We start from the raw sequence: 17,321 nt of genomic DNA on the forward strand, positions 1-17,321 counted from the left end.
GAAAAAGTTTATCTTTGTCCCAAAACCGTCGACTTCCGAAAATCCATTGACGGCCTGGGCTGCCAGGATCGAGCTGGTCATATAGGTAACCAGTACAGGCTGTGTGAAAACACGCTGAAGGTACGTCAAGCAAACGCCCCGACTTATTCGGGGCGTTTTGTTTTGTGCGGGCAGCAGACGAGAAAAGGCTTTTCAGCCCATCAGCGCCATCAACTGACGTGCGCCGAGCACGTTAATCGCTCTTTTCAGGTTATAGGCGTTCACCGCCAAAGCCATTTCGGCTCTCGTACCCTCAAGCTGTCGCAGCAAGAAGCGCGCGTTGCCAAATAGCCATTGTTTAAGGTTGCCGAACGGATGCTCCAGGATGATCTTCGGCTGACCATCATCTCGGGGTGCGCCTGCATTCGCCGCTCCATTCGCTCAAAAGCCTCTTCATGAGCATGGCGTGAGACATATCGACGCTTGGCCTCGTTGCATTGCGCTTTCAGCGGACAGCTGGCGCAGTCGCTTACCGCCGCCTGGTAAATGCGATCTCCCTTACTGGTCTGTTTGAGTGTCAGCCACTTACCGGCTGGACATTGATAGCGATCCTGCGATGCATCGTAGGCAAACAGGGTTCGGTCAAAGAACACCTTCTCCTCGCCGCTTGAGTTAATTGATCGATTGGGCGGTACATAAGCTGTGATGCTCCCATCATCACAGACCTGGAACTGCTTGCCATTTGAATAGGCCGCATCGGCAGCGACCGTCAGCTCATCTTGCTGCAAGTGTTCCTTGGCGGCCTTGGCCATCGGTTCAAGTTGCTTGCGATCATCGCTGTCCTGAGTCACTTCATGATGCAGGATCAGGCAATGCTCAGCGTCTAAGGCGGTTTGCACGTTGTATCCGACCCGCGGCGTGCGCATCATTCGAGCATCGCTTTCGTGGGTATTGAATTGCTCAAGTGCCATTGATTTCATCAGCGCTTGGCACGTCAGATTGTTGGAATGCCTGATTTCAAGTTGCGCCAAAGCCGTCTTGATCGCGCGACGGTCAACCTTCTCGTCGGCTTCGTTTTTATCCGTCTCATCCAGATCGGCCAGTCACTGGGCAATGCGTTTATCCAGCTTCTGCTCCTGGAGCTTTAGCCGCTGCAAACTCGTATGGCGCCGCGAGGAAGCAACAGCCTGGGACTTGCTGCCATCAATCGCCACCAAATCGCCCGCGATCAAACCCGCTGTGCGGCAAAACTGGACGAAAGCCCGGCACGTCGCAATAAAAGCGGGTTTGTTGTCTTTACGGAAGTCGGCGATGGTCTTGAAGTCGGGCTTGAGGCGGTTGATCAGCCACATCACTTCGATGTTGCGCTGGCACTCGGTCTCGAGACGCCGTGATGAACGGATGCGCTGGAAATAACCGTAGAGGGGCGCCCAGTGCCTTTAGGCGCTTTATCAAAGCCCAGTTGCACCAGATCCAGTTTGGCGACGTACAGGTCAATGACTCGAACGAGGTGATCCTCGGGGATCAACTCTTCCAGCGAGACCGGAAACAGGCTGGTCTGACTACGGGACTGCCCTTGGATGTAGGCCATAACGAAAAATGCTCCGTATCTTTCGATACGGAGCATTTTTTTGAACACCGCGCAGATTGCTAGGTTTTCACACAGTCTGAGTAGGAGAGCTTTTCAATGGCTTTAGTGATCGCGAGCTTATTTTCATTGAGTTTGAATAGCATCGAGGGAAGCAGGTCTTTGTTGACCATTGATCGATCCTCCGTTGGGCGAAGCACGCATAGGAACCAATGTGGCCAACTAAAACCCGAACTTAGATGCCAGACGTCATTTTCAAAGAATCCCACGGCGTCGCGTGTCATCAACTGCACCGGCTAGATGCGCAGCTCGGGGGGCAGGTGATCGAGATTGGAGAGCGAAATCATGGCGCCGATTTTGCCAGAGCAGCCAATTTGCGGCGATAGGTCGATGGACTAATGGCGGCCGTTAAAGCAGCGTGATCAAGCCTTCGGAACTTGCACGTTGCCATGGCAGGCACAGCACCAATGCCTGAAGCTGCTCGGTTCAGTTCCATTTCAGATCCATGAAGAATGCCAGACCAGTGAAATCTGCCTTGATTCAATCGGCGAGCAGCCAACCAGATCCCGAAGCCGTCATGCACCAGAATTTTCATCCGAGTGGCGCGGCGATTGGCGAGCAGATAAGCACAATGTGGCTGTGCCGCACCGAGCACCGCGACCACCCGCACAAGCACTGTTTCGGTGCCGGAGCGCGCTGCAGGAGTGCAGCGACAATTTAGCATCCGAAAATTGACATTGACCGCTGGTCGAAAAGCAATACTCAATCGAGGGTGTGGGCTGAAGTGTGGGTTGTGAGTTTTTGCTAAACGGTAGAAACGTTAAAGCCCTGAATAATCAGGGCTTTAACGTTAGAAAATGGCGGAGGCGATGGGATTCGAACTCATGGACCTGTTACAGTCGACGGTTTTCAAGACCGTTGCCTTAAACCACTCGGCCACACCTCCGTATTGCGTTGCGGGCGCCATAATACCCGAATGAAACACACTGTCAAACTCTCTACGTAGCTTGTTACAGAGCGTCTGTTATTATCCTTGCCACTGAATGTTTCAAAACCGGAGGAGTGTCGCCATGCGCGAACAGGATTACGCAGTGAACAACAGCGTGCAGGCTGAGCAGCTAGAGGTTAGCCGCGTCCTGCGCAACACTTATGGCCTGCTGGCACTCACGCTCGCTTTCAGCGGCGTGATGGCCTATGTCGCACAACAGATGCGGGTGGGTTACCCGAACATCTTCGTCGTGCTGATCGGTTTCTATGGCCTTTTCTTCCTGACCAACAAACTCCGTGATTCGGCCTGGGGCCTGGTATCGGCCTTCGCCCTGACCGGTTTCATGGGTTTCCTGCTGGGCCCGATCCTCAACCGCTACCTGCAAATGCAGGGCGGCGCTGAAGTCGTCAGCTCGGCCTTCGCCATGACCGCACTGGTGTTTGGTGGCCTGTCCGCCTACGTGCTGATCAGCCGCAAGGACATGAGTTTCCTGGGCGGCTTCATCACCGCTGGTTTCTTCGTGTTGATGGGTGCGGTACTGGCCAGCTTCTTCTTCCAGATCAGCGGCCTGCAACTGGCGATCAGCGCTGGCTTCGTACTGTTTTCGTCGGTCTGCATCCTGTACCAGACCAGCGCGATCATCCACGGCGGCGAGCGCAACTACATCATGGCGACCATCAGCCTGTATGTGTCGATCTACAACCTGTTTGTCAGCCTGCTACAGCTGTTTGGCCTGATGGGGCGTGACGACTGATCGCATCGCGGTACATAAAACGGCGCTTTCCCGAGTAGGGGAAGCGCCGTTTTTTTTGGTTTGGATTTGCGTACATATCCGTGCTGCGATGACTGCTGCACCACGTTCCAAGTGTGGGAGCGGGCTTGCCCGCGAAGGCGTCGTGTCATTCATATCCAGCCTTTCGCCTCACAACGGTTTCCCAGAGACCGCTGCAATAGCCAATGACTCACAAAAATCCCCAACATGATGGCGCTCCCGAATAATTGATCTACACCTATGACAAGGGATCGCATTTGCCAGGGCCAGCATGAGGCCGGCCAGCCAATCACAGCGCGAAATCTTCGCCGCACACTCCCTCGATATCGTTCGCATTCGGCTACAAGGCCAGGTCTGATTGCGCCCGCTTTCCGGGCGTGAAGGAGGTGCGTCACATCACAATAGCGTGGACCGTGAGCGGGTCTGGGCATTGTGCCCAGGCCTGATAACAGAAGGAGACCCTGCGCATCGGCCAGCCATTCGATGGGACGGCAGGCGTTTCCCTATAAGGAGATATCGATGAACCATCCCCAAGGAAAGATCGCAGCACTGCTAGCCCTCGCAGGTACTTTATCCATGTCGGCCGTCCAGGCCGGTACCTTCCCTGATTTCGGCTTCGCTCCGCCCAAAAGTGCCTATGCCGGGCAATTGTTCCAGCTCAGCCAGGACTATCCTACCGTGGCACCCGGGCCTGCTTCGATGCCGACATTCTTCAAAAACCTGCCCACGACATTCAGCAACGATTTTGAAACCTGGCGCTCGTACATGAACGAGGTAAAGGCGTATTGCCTGGAAGGCAATACCGAGATTGCCTGGGATGTGCAGAAGAACAAGGTCCGCCGCTGGTATCACATGCCCTGGCAGCATTACGGACCCAACGGCCGTGAGGGTATTCGTGGCCTGACCAAGGAGGCTCCGATCAAGCCATTGCAATTGGCGAGTACTCAGACAGGCAGTGGGCAAACCTATGCTGTCGGCATCTACAACGATATAGGTGCCTATACCATTGGCCAGGTCTGGAAAGACCCGCAGAATCCTGATCCAAGCTACACGTCGCAGCCCAAAAGCTTCCCCAACGGTACCGTGGTCTGCAAAGCGTTGTTTGCCGACATAGACGCCACCACCGTCCCGTCCCTGGCCAATCCTTTGCTGTGGAATGCCTACACCACCAAGACGTTCACTTCGACCGACCGGGCGGTGACAAAAGTCGCGCTGATCCAGATGGATATCGCTGTACGCGACACCCGCGTGAAAGATACCGGTTGGCTTTTCGGGACGTTCCAGTACAACGGCGCCGTGACGGGCAAGGCTAACTGGAACAACCTGGTGCCGGTGGGAATCATGTGGGGCAACGATCCCAAGGATAACGGCAACGCGTTCACCAACCCGACGCCGACCGAAACCAAAATCAACCCGGCCCTGAAACAGAGCGCGATCAATGCCAACACCAAGGAGTTGCCGCCGACCCATCTGGGTTGGAACGGACGCCTCAACGGCCCGGTGGACAATCCCCAGGCGTCCTGCATGAGTTGCCATATGACCGCTGAGTACCAGCAATTGGCGCCGATGAACCCGACCTTCCAGCCCAACCCGCCGCCGGTAGGCGGGGATGTCTGGATGAAATGGTTCCAGAACATCCCGGCCGGGCAACCCTTTTCACCGCACACCCAAAGTACCGACTACAGTCTGCAATTGTCTGCCGCACTGGCAAATTTCTACGACTGGAAATGCAACCACAGCGGCGTGTATGCAGACGGCAAAAATGCCTGCGATAAAATCAAGCCCACTAACCTGATGAAAGCGAGCAATGCGCCTCAGCAAGAGGTGTACAAAGTGCAACGCAGTCCAGAAGTGGAAGGCCTGGAATAGCGTGCCGACCGGCCCCGGACACACCGGGGCCGGAACCTGATGCCGCTCAAACCATCGGCGGCAAGCGCCGCTTGACCGGGGTCTTCTTGACGATAGCCGTACTGGTCTCGGCGTGGACATTGAGTTTGTCCAGCAGAGTGTCCAATTGCTCCATCGAGCGCACATGCAGTCGAGCGATGAAGCAGTCGTCGCCGGTCACCTTGTCGCATTCGGTAAACTCGGCTATTGCCTGGATCTGTCGTTCCACCTCCTGCAATTGGCCCGGTAACGGTCGAATCCGCACGATAGCCTGGAGCTGATAACCGAAGCTCCTGGGGTCCACCTCGACGGTATAAGCCCTGAGCACACCACGTTCCTCAAGCCTTCGCAGGCGCTCGGCAACGCTGGGCGAGGACAGGCCGCTCAGGTTCGCCAGGGCCTTGAGGGAGCGGCGCGAGTCTTCCATCAGGGCGCTGATGAGAATCTGGTCGATATCGTCAGTCATCGTGACTCCATTAGGCGAATCAGCAAAATTGCCTTGATAAAAAAGGTCAAGGCGCAGTCTAGCCTTTTTCAAGCTATGGAGCAGCCCCGTGCTGGCTCGGCATACTGGGCTCACTTGTGAAGGAGCCTGAAGATGGATAAGTCCCTACGCCGTGGTTCGCTGGAAATGACGGCCGCCATGCTGATTTCCGGAACCATAGGCTGGTTCGTGCTGGTCTCGGGCCTGCCGGTGCCGGATGTGGTGTTTTGGCGCTGCGTATTCGGCGCCGTGACCCTGCTGTTGATCTGCGCCGGTTTCGGCTTCCTGCGCCCGGGCATTCTGACGCGTACCACCTTTATGCTGGCGGTGCTCAGCGGGGTGGCGATCGTGGGCAACTGGGTGTTGTTGTTCGCTTCCTACTCTCGGGCGTCGATTGCCATTGGTACTGCGGTCTACAACGTCCAGCCGTTCATGCTGGTCGGGTTGGCGGCGCTGTTCCTGGGGGAAAAGATCACCGCGCAGAAACTGTTCTGGCTCGCGGTCTCGTTTCTCGGAATGCTGGCCATCGTCAGCGCGCATGGCGAGCAGGGGCAGGGCGGCGGCGACTATCTGGTGGGCATTGCATTGGCGCTGGGTGCAGCGTTGCTGTATGCGATCGCGGCGTTGATCGTCAAGCGCCTGACCGGCACGCCACCGCACTTGATTGCGCTGGTGCAGGTCAGCACAGGTGTGCTGTTGCTGGCACCCTGGGCGAATTTCTCGGCCTTGCCGCAACAGCCTGAAGGTTGGGCCAGCCTCATCACCGTCGGCATCGTTCACACCGGCGTGATGTATGTGTTGCTGTACAGCGCAATCCAACGCTTGCCCACCGCGATTACCGGCGCGCTGTCGTTCATCTATCCCATCGCGGCGATCTTCGTCGACTGGTTTGCCTTCGGCCATCGACTGGAGTCGCTGCAATGGCTCGGCGTAGCGGCGATCCTGCTGGCGGCTGCCGGCATGCAACAGGGCTGGGGCATCAAGCTACGTCGCCCAGCCCTGTCGTAATGCACCGTCAGAAGATGTAATCGGTGGTCAGGAAGTTTGAATCCCGCTCCCGGATGATGTCGCTGATCAACGCTTTGTTGCTGTCCTGGAACTTGGTCGCAACGAGGGTGCGGATGGAAAACGTACGCAGCGCATCGTGGACGGACAAGGTGCCCTCAGCCGAGTTTTTCCGGCCATTGAAGGGAAATGTGTCCGGACCACGCTGGCACTGGGCGTTGATGTTGATACGGCCGACCTGGTTGGCAAAGGTGTCCACCAGCTTGCCGACTTGTGCCGGATCGGTGCCGAAAATGCTCAGTTGCTGGCCGAAGTCGGACTCAAGCACGTAATCGACCACGGTGTTGAGGTCACGATAAGGCACGATGGGCACCACCGGGCCGAACTGTTCTTCGTGATAGACGCGCATGGCGGTATTCACCGGATAGAGCACCGCGGGGTAGAAGAACGAGCTGCGCGATTCGCCACCGTGAGCATTCTGCACGGCTGCGCCTTTGGCGACCGCATCGGCCACCAATGAGTGCAGGTAATCGACCTTGCCCGCTTCGGGCAGCGGCGTCAGCGCCACACCATCTTCCCACGGCATGCCGGGTTTCAAGGCGGCAAGCCGGGCATTGAATTTCTCGATGAAGGCCGGCGCCACGTCTTCATGGACAAACAGGATCTTCAACGCCGTGCAGCGCTGGCCATTGAAAGACAGTGAGCCGGTCAGGGCCTCGCTGACGGCGTTGTCCAGGTCCACGTCCGGCAGCACCAGGCCAGGGTTCTTCGCGTCCAGCCCGAGGGCGGCACGCAAGCGGTGCGGACGCGGATGAAGTTTCTTCAGGTCACTGGCGGCCTTGTTGGTGCCGATGAACGCGAAGATGTCGATCTTGCCGCTGGCCATCAGCGCACTGACAGTTTCCCGGCCGCTGCCGTAGATCACATTGATCACCCCGGCCGGGAAGCTGTCGCGGAAGGCTTCGAGCAAGGGGCGTATCAGCAGTACGCCAAGCTTGGCCGGCTTGAACACCACGGTGTTGCCCATGATCAGCGCAGGAATCAGAGTGGTGAAGGTCTCGTTCAGCGGATAGTTGTAAGGGCCCATGCACAGCGCCACGCCCAGCGGCACGCGACGGATTTGCCCGAGGGTGTCCTGTTCCAGCTCGAAGCGGCTGGAGCGCCGGTCCAGTTCCTTGAGGGCGTTGATGGTGTCGACGATGTAGTCACAGGTGCGGTCGAACTCCTTCTGCGAGTCCTTGAGGTTCTTGCCGATTTCCCACATCAGCAGCTTGACCACCGCCTCCCGTTGTTCACGCATGCGCGCCAGGAACGCTTCGACATGAGCGATGCGTTCGGCCACGCGCATCGTCGGCCACTGGCCCTGGCCTCGATCGTAGGCACGCACGGCAGCGTCAAGGGCGGTGAGGGCCGTGTCGGCATCCAGCAGCGGCGTGCTGCCGAGAATCACTTGCTCATCGCCATCGGCACGTGTCAAGTAGACCGGGCTGCGGACCACGGCCAGTGGCCCCTGCCAGGTACGCAGCACGCCGTCGACCAGGTACTCGCGCTGCTCTGTCGGGCCTTCGAGGCGATAAGCGTCCGGGATATCGGCAGCGTCGGGGAACAGGTCGGCGAGGAAGGGGGCTTTGGTCATGTCGTTACTCCATCAATGAAATGAGCCATGGGCAGGCTTGCAGGCGTAGATCGCTTTTAGGGTTATACGCCTTAATGGAGGTGGTTTTTAAGTGGGATGGGCCAGCGATGGTTTTTCTGATCGTTCTCGACCTGGGCTAATGCAGCGGGCCGGCGACTGGCTGCGCCGGCCCTGTCTCGCGGAATTTACCAGCGCATCCGCACGCCCATGCTGGTGATGATGCCGTTCAGGTCGTTGTCGTCGACATCGCTGCTGTAGTCGGCACTGACATACAGGCTCACCGCCGGCGTGACCCGGGCCACCAGGCCCAGGCCGACTTCCACGGTGGACGACTTGCGACTGCTGCTGATCTTGTCGACCTTGTCCAGGCTCAAGGTCTCGGTGTTCTGCACGGTGTGCCACAGGTTGGTCCGCACATAGGGCTCCACGCCCAGGCCGTTGAGCTGGTAGCGGCCTTTGAGTCGCGCGCCGACACGCCCGCTCCAGGCGCTCATTTCGTTACGGCTGCCGTTCTCAGCGTTCGGTGTGTCGAGGGAGACGCGCTGGTTGATCAATTGCGCCTGGGGTTCGACCACCCAATTGGTGGAGATGCCGATCGCAAAGCCACCTTCGACCGACAGCGTCACCGCGCTGCCTTCGGCCGCCTGGCGTTGGCCTTGTTCGGTCCGACTGTAGCCGTTGACCCGGCCACCACTGGCACTGAGGTCCACATGCCAGCCCGTCGGGCCGGTCAGGCTCCAGTAGGCGCCGAGGCTTGGACCGTGCAGGTTCAGCGCGTCAGTTTCCGACTGGGCCATGACGGGCGTCACCAGCACGCCGCCGGCGGTGGTAATGATTTGATTCTGTCCGCTGACCAGGCCCATGCGCTGGGTGTGGCCGCTGTCGTTGCGCAACGTGAACAGTGCGGGGCTTCGGTTCGACGCGTCCCGGCCAGGGCCGGCGTTCAGGCTGTCGGGTGCAGGTGAGCCATACCAGGGCTTGGTGAGTTCTTCAGCGGGCCAGGCCTGTACTTCCATGGATGAAAGCAGCAGCAATGAAGTCGAGACGGTGTAGAAGGTCGTGGTGATCTCTTGGGGGCGGAAGGAAGTTTTCATGGGGGCCTGCCTTGCAATCGCATGCGTTTCTCGCTTTCTGGCGTCTCTCCTACCCCGAATGAGGGGCGACCGAATTGATAGGGCAAGCCGCTGGCGGCCCGTCGCTACGGGTTCCAGAGGCTGCCCCTGACTGTGTTTCCGGGGGTAGTACGCTGTAGTCAAGAAGACCGATGCGGCTGCGTCAAGAAAACCGCCAATGTATAGAAACTCTCGATTAGCCAATCTAACGGAGTGATTACTCTGGCATATTTTCTGTCAACGGATCGTCGCCGGCCTACCAGCTGATTCGCACCCCGAGATTGCCCGCTACACTGCGTTGTTGGTTGCTGTCCAGGTTGTTGCTGTAGTCGGCGCCTGCGTAAAGACTGACCGCTGGCGCCAGGCTCACGATGACTCCGATACCCAGGTCGGCCGTGGAGGAACGCTGCTGGGTCTGGACCCGGTCGGTGTTGTCGAACGTCACAGTGTCGGTGCCGGAAAACGTGTGCCAGAGGTTGGCACGCAGGTACGGTTCCACCGGCATGCCGCTGACCTGGTAGCGGCCCTTGAGCCGGGCACCGAGACGGCCGGTCCAGGCACTGTCGGAATCGAATTCGACCCGGGAGATTCCATCGTCCTGGGTGTCCAGGGAGACCTTCTGATGGATGATCTGGACCTGGGGCTCGAGCACCCAGTTGCTCGCCACGGCGAAGGGGTAACCGGCCTCCGCCGAGAGGGTCAAGGCATGGCCGCGGTTATCGATCTTGAGGCCGCGCTCGGAACGGCTGTCGCCATCGAGTCGCGTGCCCATCACCACCGCATCGACATAGCCGCCGCTAGGGTCGATGAGCGTCCAATAGAGGCCGTAGCTGTCGCCATCGAGATCCACTTTACCTGCGCGCCGGCCTTCGAAGCCGAGGTTGAAGCCATCGACGTTGCCGTTCAATTCGGTATGCCCCACGAAGAAACCGATGCGCTGGGTCTGGCCGCCGGACGTTGGTGCGCTGTACAGGTCACTGCCCACCTGGAAACCCTTGATGGACCCGTCGAAGCGCGGCGTGACCGTGCCGGCCCAAGTCTGGTCCAGGTCCTTGCCATAGACACGACCCCAGCCGGCCCCGAATGCGCCGGTCTCGGTCAGCAGGCGCTGATCGCCCTGGCGGTCATGGAAGGTGCCCAAGGCCATCAGGGTCAGTTGCGCCGCGACCGGAGGCATGGCGGACCAGGTGGGCACTTCCGGACGATACAACGGGATTGGCGCAGCACCTGCGACGGGCACCGGCAGCGGCGGCAATGGCGGCGAGGCGGGGGCGTTCGGCAGTGACGGAGCGGGGGGCGCCGCGAGTGGTCCGGCCACTACCGTCGAGCGCAGGTACCAGTTGTTTGCATTGCCCGTCACGCCGCCCTTGAACAAGCGATAGTCGAACGCACCGGCCGAGACCGACTGCGCCAGGGAAAACGCACCGTTGTCGCTGACCGCGCCGCCCTGGGCCTGGACCACTTCAATCCCGTCCTGGCTTGTCAACCCACCGGCACCGCCGACATTCGTGACGGCTATGGCGGTATTACCAGTGAGCGTTCCGCCATTGACCACCAGTTTGTCGCTGGGCGAACCATCAGCGCCGAGCACCGTCTGCAGGCGCAACTGGCCGTTGCTGCCAACATAGTTACCCTGCACGGTGAGGCTGTCATTGGTGCGGGTATTGTCGCGAGTCAGGTCGATCGTGCCGCTGTTATTGAGGGTGACCAGTTGGCCGGCAGTGAACGGATTGACGCTGCCCTGGGTCGACGTCAGAACGCTGCTGCTGTCGATGTTCAGCACGCCCGTAGCCGTGGCAGAGTCGCCCAGTACCAGCGTGTCATTGAGGTCCAGGCGCGATCCCTGGGACAGGTTGACCGTCTCCCAGTTGACGTAGCGGGCACCGGTGCCAGAGGTCGTGGCTTCAAAGGTCAGGCTGTCCTGACCCAGGCCGCCATCCAGGCTGGGGGTCGTTGCGAGCAGGGCTTCATCCAGATTGCGCAACAGCGCCGTATCGGTGCCGTCGCCCATCAGGATCGCCGAACGGATGAGACCGCCACTCCATTGCAGTTGGTCATCGCCGAAACTGGTCCGGACCTGGCCGACGATCTCTCCACCGCTTACGGTAATGCTATCGTTGCCGCCGCTGACACTGACGTTGCCGCCGATGCGTCCGGCGGACAGGATAATCGTGTCCTGGCCGAACCCGGTCACCAGGTTGCCGAGAATTTCGCCGCCCGACATGTCGAAAATGTTGTCGTCGAGCTTCATGTCGACCCGGCCGATGGTGCCCCCGGTCATGCGAGCCTCATCGCCGTCCTCGAACGCACCGACGATGGTGCCGCCGGTCATCAGGAAGGTATCCAGGCCATCGCCCTGGGCCAGGGACTGGATGCTGCCGCCGTTCATCACGAAATCATCGATGCCTGAACCCTGTTCCACGTCACCGGCGATGACCCCGTTGGGGTTGATCTGGATGTGATCGGTGCCGGCGCCAAAGGTGACATCGCCCTGGATGACGCCACTGCCATTGGCCGGCAGGGTCAAGGTGTTATTGCCCGAGAGGTCCGTCAGCCCGGCGCTGGTGCCGCTGTCGCAGACATAGGCATCGTCGCCCGCCGTTGGCGTCAGGGTACAGGCTGCCATGGCGCTCGGGGCATTGAACTGGAACAGGAGCAAAACCCACACAGCGTTGAACAGCCGATTGAATCCTTGATCGTGCAAGCTCATGTGCTATCCCTCTGCGTCGGCATCCCTGGACGCCGGTTTCAGCATCGGTTGCACAACGGATGGCACACAAGGGCCTGGCAACGCTCGCTGTATGGGATGGCACCGTAGCAACGAAAAACCGGCGCCGCTACTGTCAGAACTTACAGGTCGGCGCGCCGTGGAAAGGGACAGCGAGGGCGTTACAAATGCACTTCCACCGACAACGGCAGGTGGTCGCTCAGGTGTGTCCAGGGCTTGTTGCCGAGGATCTGTGGAGCGTGGCTGGAAGCGTTGCGCAAGTAGATGCGGTCCAGGCGCAGCAGCGGGAAACGCGCCGGGTAGGTGCGCGCGGGGCGGCCGTGATGATGCTCGAAAGCTTCGTGCAGGTAACCACGGCGGGCAAGGGCGATGTTGCCGCGCAATTGCCAGTCATTGAAGTCACCGGCAATGATCACCGGGGCGTCCTCGGGCAGTGAGTCGAGCAATTGGCACAACAGCTTGAGTTGAAGCTGGCGATGGCTTTCCAAAAGACTCAGGTGCACGCAGATGCCATGGACTTCGGCGTGGCCGGGTACCTCCAGTACGCAATGCAGCAGCCCGCGTCGCTCTGGGCCGGTGATGGAGACATCGAGGTTACGGAACTGACGGATCGGGTATTTGGATAGCAGTGCATTACCATGGTGGCCGTCGGGGTACACCGCGTTGCGGCCATAGGCAAAGTCGTTCCACATGCTGTCGGCGAGAAATTCGTACTGCGAGGTCTGGGGCCAGTTGTCGTAGCGTGAGGCGTGGCGGTCGTGTTCGCCCAGTACTTCTTGCAGGAACACCAGGTCGGCACCGGTACTGCGCACCGCCTCACGCAATTCGGGCAGGATGAAACGACGGTTGAGGGCGGTGAAGCCCTTATGGGTATTGACCGTCAGAACCCGCAACCGATGAACCGCGGCGGGGGTGTCCAATGGCATGGTTTCCAGGGCCTGCCAATCGGGATCTTGAGTCACGTTCGCTCCTGAATCAGACGTACCTGTTCATGCGACTTGCGAGAGGCTGCGGCAGTTCCGGATTTTTCATGGTGACTGCCGAGCACGTCACAGCCTGAGCCACCGCTATCGCGAGCAAGCCCGCTCCCACCGGACTCGTGTCAGGCCTGGGTTCCAGGGGCACCGAAGATCCACTGTGGGAGCGGGCTTGCCCGCGAAGACGGCGGCACATTCAACATCGTCTCAAGCTGACCCACCGCTTTCGCGAGCAAGCCCGCTCCCACCGGATTCGTGTCAGGCCTGGATTCCCAGGGCACCGAAGATCCACTGTGGGAGCGGGCTTGCCCGCGAAGACGGCGGTGCATTCAACATCGACTCAAGCTGACCCACCGCTATCGCGAGCAAGCTCGGCTCCCACAGGTTGTGTTTGGCAGATGTGGGCTTTCAGATGAACACAATCTCATACGGCATGCCCATGCGATCGAGGATGACCCGGGGCACCAGCGGGGCGATGCCGTTGGCGGGTTCGCCGTTCAGTTGACTGGCGTAGGCGTACATGGCGTGGCGTTTGCGGGCGGTGGTCCAGACGTCGAGGCGCAGTTTGCGGGCGCGGTGCCAGGGGATTTTGTTCTGCTCGCGGACCGGCCAGTGCCAGGCCCACACCGGCAGCTCGTTGAACGCCGCTCCGATCTCGTCCGCCGCCAATGCCCCGGCGCGGCCGACCGTGTCGTGGTCGCTGTCACCGTCCTTGCGCCAGGTGCCGAACACCACGTCACCGGGACGCAGATGGCGGCCGATAAAAGCCGCCAGTTCAACTTCGTGTTCGGCCAGGGCTTTCTCCGGGAAACCGCCACGAACCCATTGCAGGCCATGGGTCGCTATGCCCAGGCGACCCAGGGCATCCACGCTTTCCTGGGGATGAGGGCGTTGCGTGCGCAGGCGTTCGTCGGCCCACAAGGGTGAACCGGGGTGGCTGAGGGCGCCGTCGGTCACCGAAATCAGCAACACGGGCCGGTTCAGGTTGTTCAGCAACTGGAGCAATCCACCACAGGCTCCGATCTCATCCCCAGGATGCGGGGCAAGGATGACGGGACGAGCACCGGCGGGAATGAGTGTCTGGGTACTGATGATGGGGATGTCGGCCAATTGCGCAGCACTGTTCCAGATTTGCGGGTGCTGCCGGCCATGCAAGCGAGAGGCGGGTTTCATCGGGACGTCCTTGTTGTATTCAATCTTGCAACCTGCAACGGGCCTCTGCCCGATGGCGCCCGAAAGGGCACGGTTGCGATTTGCGGTGCTCCGAATCCTGGAAACTCCCGCAGCCGAAGTATTGACCATGACGGTCGATTCGTCGCGTCACATGTGTGTCTGAACCGGTTTTTTTTCTACAAACTGGGATGCAGGTATCGAGAACCGCGTCCTTGCGGTTCGTTATAGAGGGCTTCCGATAGCGCGCTTCAGTCCTCTGCTTCGCGCTGCAGTTCGAACAGCAGCAGCGAGCGCCCCGTGACGGCATACTCGGCGTCGAAGTCGAAGCGTTCTTCACCGCGGATCGTTGGCTGGTTGGTGTCGATCATGCAGGTCCAGAAACTGCCTTCAGGCACTTGCGGCAAGCGGAAGTTGACGATGTCATGATGCGCGTTGACCACCAGCAACAGCGTCGCGTCGCCGCCCTTGCGGCGAATCCCGGTTTCCTGGGCGCGCCCGTCCATCAGCATCCCCAGGCAGCGCCCGTGGCCGTCCTGCCACTGCTCGGTGGTCATCTCGCTGCCATCCGGGGCCAGCCAGGTCACGTCCTTGACGCCGATGTCCTCGTTGTAGTTGCCCACCAGGAACCGTCCGCGGCGCAGGATCGGGTAGGCCAGGCGCAACTTGATCAGGCGCTTGACGAACTTGAGCAGCGCCGCGCCGTCCTCGCTCAGGTCCCAGTTGACCCAGCCGATCTCGCTGTCCTGGCAATAGGCGTTGTTGTTGCCATGCTGGGTCCGGGCGAATTCGTCCCCGGCCACGATCATGGGCGTGCCCTGGGCCAACAGCAGGGTGGCGAAGAAATTGCGCATCTGCCGGTGACGCAGCGCATTGATTTCAGGATCATCGGTCGGGCCTTCGACGCCATGGTTCCAGGACAGGTTGTTATTGCTGCCGTCCTGGTTGTTCTCGTCGTTGGCCTCGTTGTGCTTGTCGTTGTACGACACCAGGTCATTGAGGGTGAAACCGTCATGGGCAGTGACGAAGTTCACCGAGGCGTAAGGGCGCCGGCCCCGCTGGTTGAACATCTCACCGGAGGCGGTCATGCGGCTGGCAAAATCGGCCAGCTGGCCGTCGTCGCCTTTCCAGAATGCGCGGACGGTGTCGCGGAACTTGTCGTTCCACTCCACCCAGCCGGGCGGGAAACCGCCGACCTGATAGCCACCGGGACCGCAGTCCCACGGCTCGGCGATCATCTTCACCTGGCGCAGCACCGGGTCCTGCCGACAGGCCACGAGGAAGCTGTGACGCTCGTCGAACCCGTCATGGTAACGCCCCAGGATGGTTGCCAGGTCGAACCGGAAACCATCGACGTGCATTTCCGTGGCCCAGTAGCGCAGGGAGTCGGTGACCATTTGCAGGACGCAGGGGTGACTCAGGTCCAGGGTGTTGCCGGTGCCCGAATCGTTGATGTAGTAGCGTTTGTCATCGGGCATCAGCCGGTAGTACGAGGCGTTGTCGATGCCGCGCATGGACAGGGTCGGGCCTTGCTCGTTGCCTTCGGCTGTGTGGTTGTAGACCACGTCGAGGATGACTTCCAGGTTGGCCTCGTGCATGTGCGCGACCAGTTCCTTGAACTCGGCGATCTTGCCGCTGGCCAGGTAGCGCGGGTCCGGGGCGAAGAAGGCGATGCTGTTGTAGCCCCAGTAGTTGGTCATGCCCTTGTGCAACAGGTGCTGGTCGTTGACGAAGGCGTGGATCGGCAACAGTTCTACCGAAGAAACACCCAGTTTGCGGATGTGCTCCAGCACATCGTCGACCATCAGCCCGGCGAACGTGCCGCGCAGGTTTTCCGGCACGGCGGGGTGACGCATGCTGATACCACGGACATGGGTTTCATACAGGATGGTCTTGTCCCAGGGCACGCTGACGCGATGGTCGTGGCCCCAGGTGTGCGCGGGGTCGATGACCTTGCATTTGGGCACGAACGGCGCGCTGTCGCGCTCGTCGAAGCTGAGGTCACCGTCAGGATGGCCAATGGTGTAGCCGAACAGTGCCTCGGACCATTTCAACTCACCGACCAATTGCTTGGCATAGGGGTCGATCAGCAGTTTGTTCGGGTTGAAACGATGGCCGTTCTCCGGGTCGTATGGGCCATAGACCCGGTAGCCATAGATCAGTCCCGGATGGGCATCGGGCAGATAGCCGTGGTAAATCTCGTCGGTGTATTCCGGCAGTTCGATGCGTTCGAGCTCGACTTCGCCGGAGTCATCGAAAATGCACAACTCCACCTTGGTGGCGTTGGCAGAGAACAGCGCGAAATTGACCCCGAGGCCATCCCAGGTCGCACCGAGCGGAAAAGGCAGCCCTTCACGAATCCGCGAAGCCTCGATAACCGGCGGCGGCGTGGTTTTTTTTGGACGGGTCATAGTTGCTCCTGCAAAAGACAGATACGGCAGTTCAATTCACGTAGGACGGGTGACATGCGCTGCACCTGTGGCGAGGGGATTTATCCCCGCTGGCGTGCGCAGCGCGCCCAAAAGGACCGGCTCGGATCAGCTGGTCGCCCTGGGCCTGATGGTGGGGCTGCGGTGCAGCCCGGTGGGGATAAATCCCCTCGCCACAAAGGGCTGTTCTCGGTCTGGGAGAGAGTCAGACCGCGGGAGGCTTGCGTGGTGCCCGCGGCTTTTTCTCGGCAGCAGGCTTGCTCACCGATGACGCTGAGGGGGCGTTCGCAGCAGGCTTGGCCGCAGGTTTAGCCTTGGGCGCGGCAGCCTTGACGGCCGGCTTGGCTGCGGCCGGTTTGCTGGCTACCGGCTTGATGCCGTCAGCCTTGGCCGCCGCTGGTTTGCTCGCGGCCTTGGCCGGTTTGCTCGGCGCCAGGGCTTCGGCCTCTGCCAGCTTGCGCGCCATCTCCCAGTGGCGTTTTTCCTGCCCGGTGGGCTTACCCTCGGACTCCCAGATCTGATAGGCGAATTCGCGGATGCGTTTATCGTCGGTACTCATCGCTGTG

12 protein-coding genes, 1 tRNA gene and 1 pseudogene are annotated in these 17,321 nt (G+C 60.1%); 3 read left to right on the forward strand and 11 right to left on the reverse strand.

What is annotated here, in order from left to right:
* Positions 1-192: 192 nt before the first annotated feature.
* The 3 genes and pseudogenes from RGM2987_RS24725 to RGM2987_RS24735 all read right to left on the reverse strand — a co-directional run bounded on the left by RGM2987_RS24725 (position 193) and on the right by RGM2987_RS24735 (position 2,513).
* Positions 193-1,570: pseudogene (locus RGM2987_RS24725) on the reverse strand (IS1182 family transposase).
* A 340-nt stretch (positions 1,571-1,910) separates the two neighbouring features.
* Positions 1,911-2,291 (reverse strand): IS66 family insertion sequence element accessory protein TnpB, encoded by a 381-nt coding sequence (tnpB, locus tag RGM2987_RS24730; protein ID WP_245145565.1) that lies wholly within the window; start codon positions 2,289-2,291, stop codon positions 1,911-1,913.
* Positions 2,292-2,425: 134 nt separating this feature from the next.
* A tRNA-Ser gene (locus RGM2987_RS24735) sits at positions 2,426-2,513 on the reverse strand.
* Positions 2,514-2,637: 124 nt separating this feature from the next.
* On the opposite strand from RGM2987_RS24735, the gene RGM2987_RS24740 reads away from it, so the two are divergent.
* Positions 2,638-3,309 carry a Bax inhibitor-1/YccA family protein gene (locus RGM2987_RS24740; protein WP_245145475.1) on the forward strand — a complete coding sequence of 224 codons (672 nt, stop codon included), beginning with the start codon at positions 2,638-2,640 and terminating at the stop codon, positions 3,307-3,309.
* A 537-nt stretch (positions 3,310-3,846) separates the two neighbouring features.
* Positions 3,847-5,196 (forward strand): hypothetical protein, encoded by a 1,350-nt coding sequence (locus RGM2987_RS24745; RefSeq protein WP_245145476.1) that lies wholly within the window; start codon positions 3,847-3,849, stop codon positions 5,194-5,196.
* A 46-nt stretch (positions 5,197-5,242) separates the two neighbouring features.
* On the opposite strand, the gene RGM2987_RS24750 is transcribed toward RGM2987_RS24745, so the two are convergent.
* Positions 5,243-5,680, reverse strand: a complete 438-nt coding sequence (locus RGM2987_RS24750; protein ID WP_245145477.1) for an Lrp/AsnC family transcriptional regulator — start codon at positions 5,678-5,680, stop codon at positions 5,243-5,245.
* Positions 5,681-5,812: 132 nt separating this feature from the next.
* Between RGM2987_RS24750 and RGM2987_RS24755 the strand changes: the two genes are divergently transcribed.
* A complete protein-coding gene (locus tag RGM2987_RS24755) occupies positions 5,813-6,706 on the forward strand; it encodes a DMT family transporter (RefSeq protein WP_245145478.1) in 894 nt (297 codons plus the stop codon).
* Between the two features lie 7 nt (positions 6,707-6,713).
* On the opposite strand, the gene RGM2987_RS24760 is transcribed toward RGM2987_RS24755, so the two are convergent.
* The 7 genes from RGM2987_RS24760 to RGM2987_RS24790 all read right to left on the reverse strand — a co-directional run bounded on the left by RGM2987_RS24760 (position 6,714) and on the right by RGM2987_RS24790 (position 17,314).
* Positions 6,714-8,339 (reverse strand): NADP-dependent glyceraldehyde-3-phosphate dehydrogenase, encoded by a 1,626-nt coding sequence (locus RGM2987_RS24760; RefSeq protein ID WP_245145479.1) that lies wholly within the window; start codon positions 8,337-8,339, stop codon positions 6,714-6,716.
* 185 nt (positions 8,340-8,524) lie between these two features.
* Positions 8,525-9,433 carry an autotransporter outer membrane beta-barrel domain-containing protein gene (locus tag RGM2987_RS24765; RefSeq protein ID WP_245145480.1) on the reverse strand — a complete coding sequence of 303 codons (909 nt, stop codon included), beginning with the start codon at positions 9,431-9,433 and terminating at the stop codon, positions 8,525-8,527.
* 274 nt (positions 9,434-9,707) lie between these two features.
* Positions 9,708-12,161 carry an autotransporter outer membrane beta-barrel domain-containing protein gene (locus RGM2987_RS24770; protein WP_245145481.1) on the reverse strand — a complete coding sequence of 818 codons (2,454 nt, stop codon included), beginning with the start codon at positions 12,159-12,161 and terminating at the stop codon, positions 9,708-9,710.
* 179 nt (positions 12,162-12,340) lie between these two features.
* Complete coding sequence (locus tag RGM2987_RS24775; protein WP_245145482.1) at positions 12,341-13,141, reverse strand: endonuclease/exonuclease/phosphatase family protein; 801 nt, start codon at positions 13,139-13,141, stop codon at positions 12,341-12,343.
* 423 nt (positions 13,142-13,564) lie between these two features.
* Positions 13,565-14,329 carry a PIG-L family deacetylase gene (locus RGM2987_RS24780; protein WP_245145483.1) on the reverse strand — a complete coding sequence of 255 codons (765 nt, stop codon included), beginning with the start codon at positions 14,327-14,329 and terminating at the stop codon, positions 13,565-13,567.
* Between the two features lie 248 nt (positions 14,330-14,577).
* On the reverse strand, positions 14,578-16,737 hold the full coding sequence (gene glgX / locus RGM2987_RS24785; RefSeq protein WP_245145484.1) for a glycogen debranching protein GlgX: 2,160 nt from the start codon (positions 16,735-16,737) through the stop codon (positions 14,578-14,580).
* Positions 16,738-16,960: 223 nt separating this feature from the next.
* Positions 16,961-17,314 carry a DUF2934 domain-containing protein gene (locus RGM2987_RS24790; protein WP_245145485.1) on the reverse strand — a complete coding sequence of 118 codons (354 nt, stop codon included), beginning with the start codon at positions 17,312-17,314 and terminating at the stop codon, positions 16,961-16,963.
* Positions 17,315-17,321: the final 7 nt, after the last annotated feature.

The sequence above is a fragment of the Pseudomonas sp. RGM2987 genome, from assembly GCF_022952855.1.
In the GTDB taxonomy this organism is placed as follows: Bacteria; Pseudomonadota; Gammaproteobacteria; order Pseudomonadales; family Pseudomonadaceae; genus Aquipseudomonas.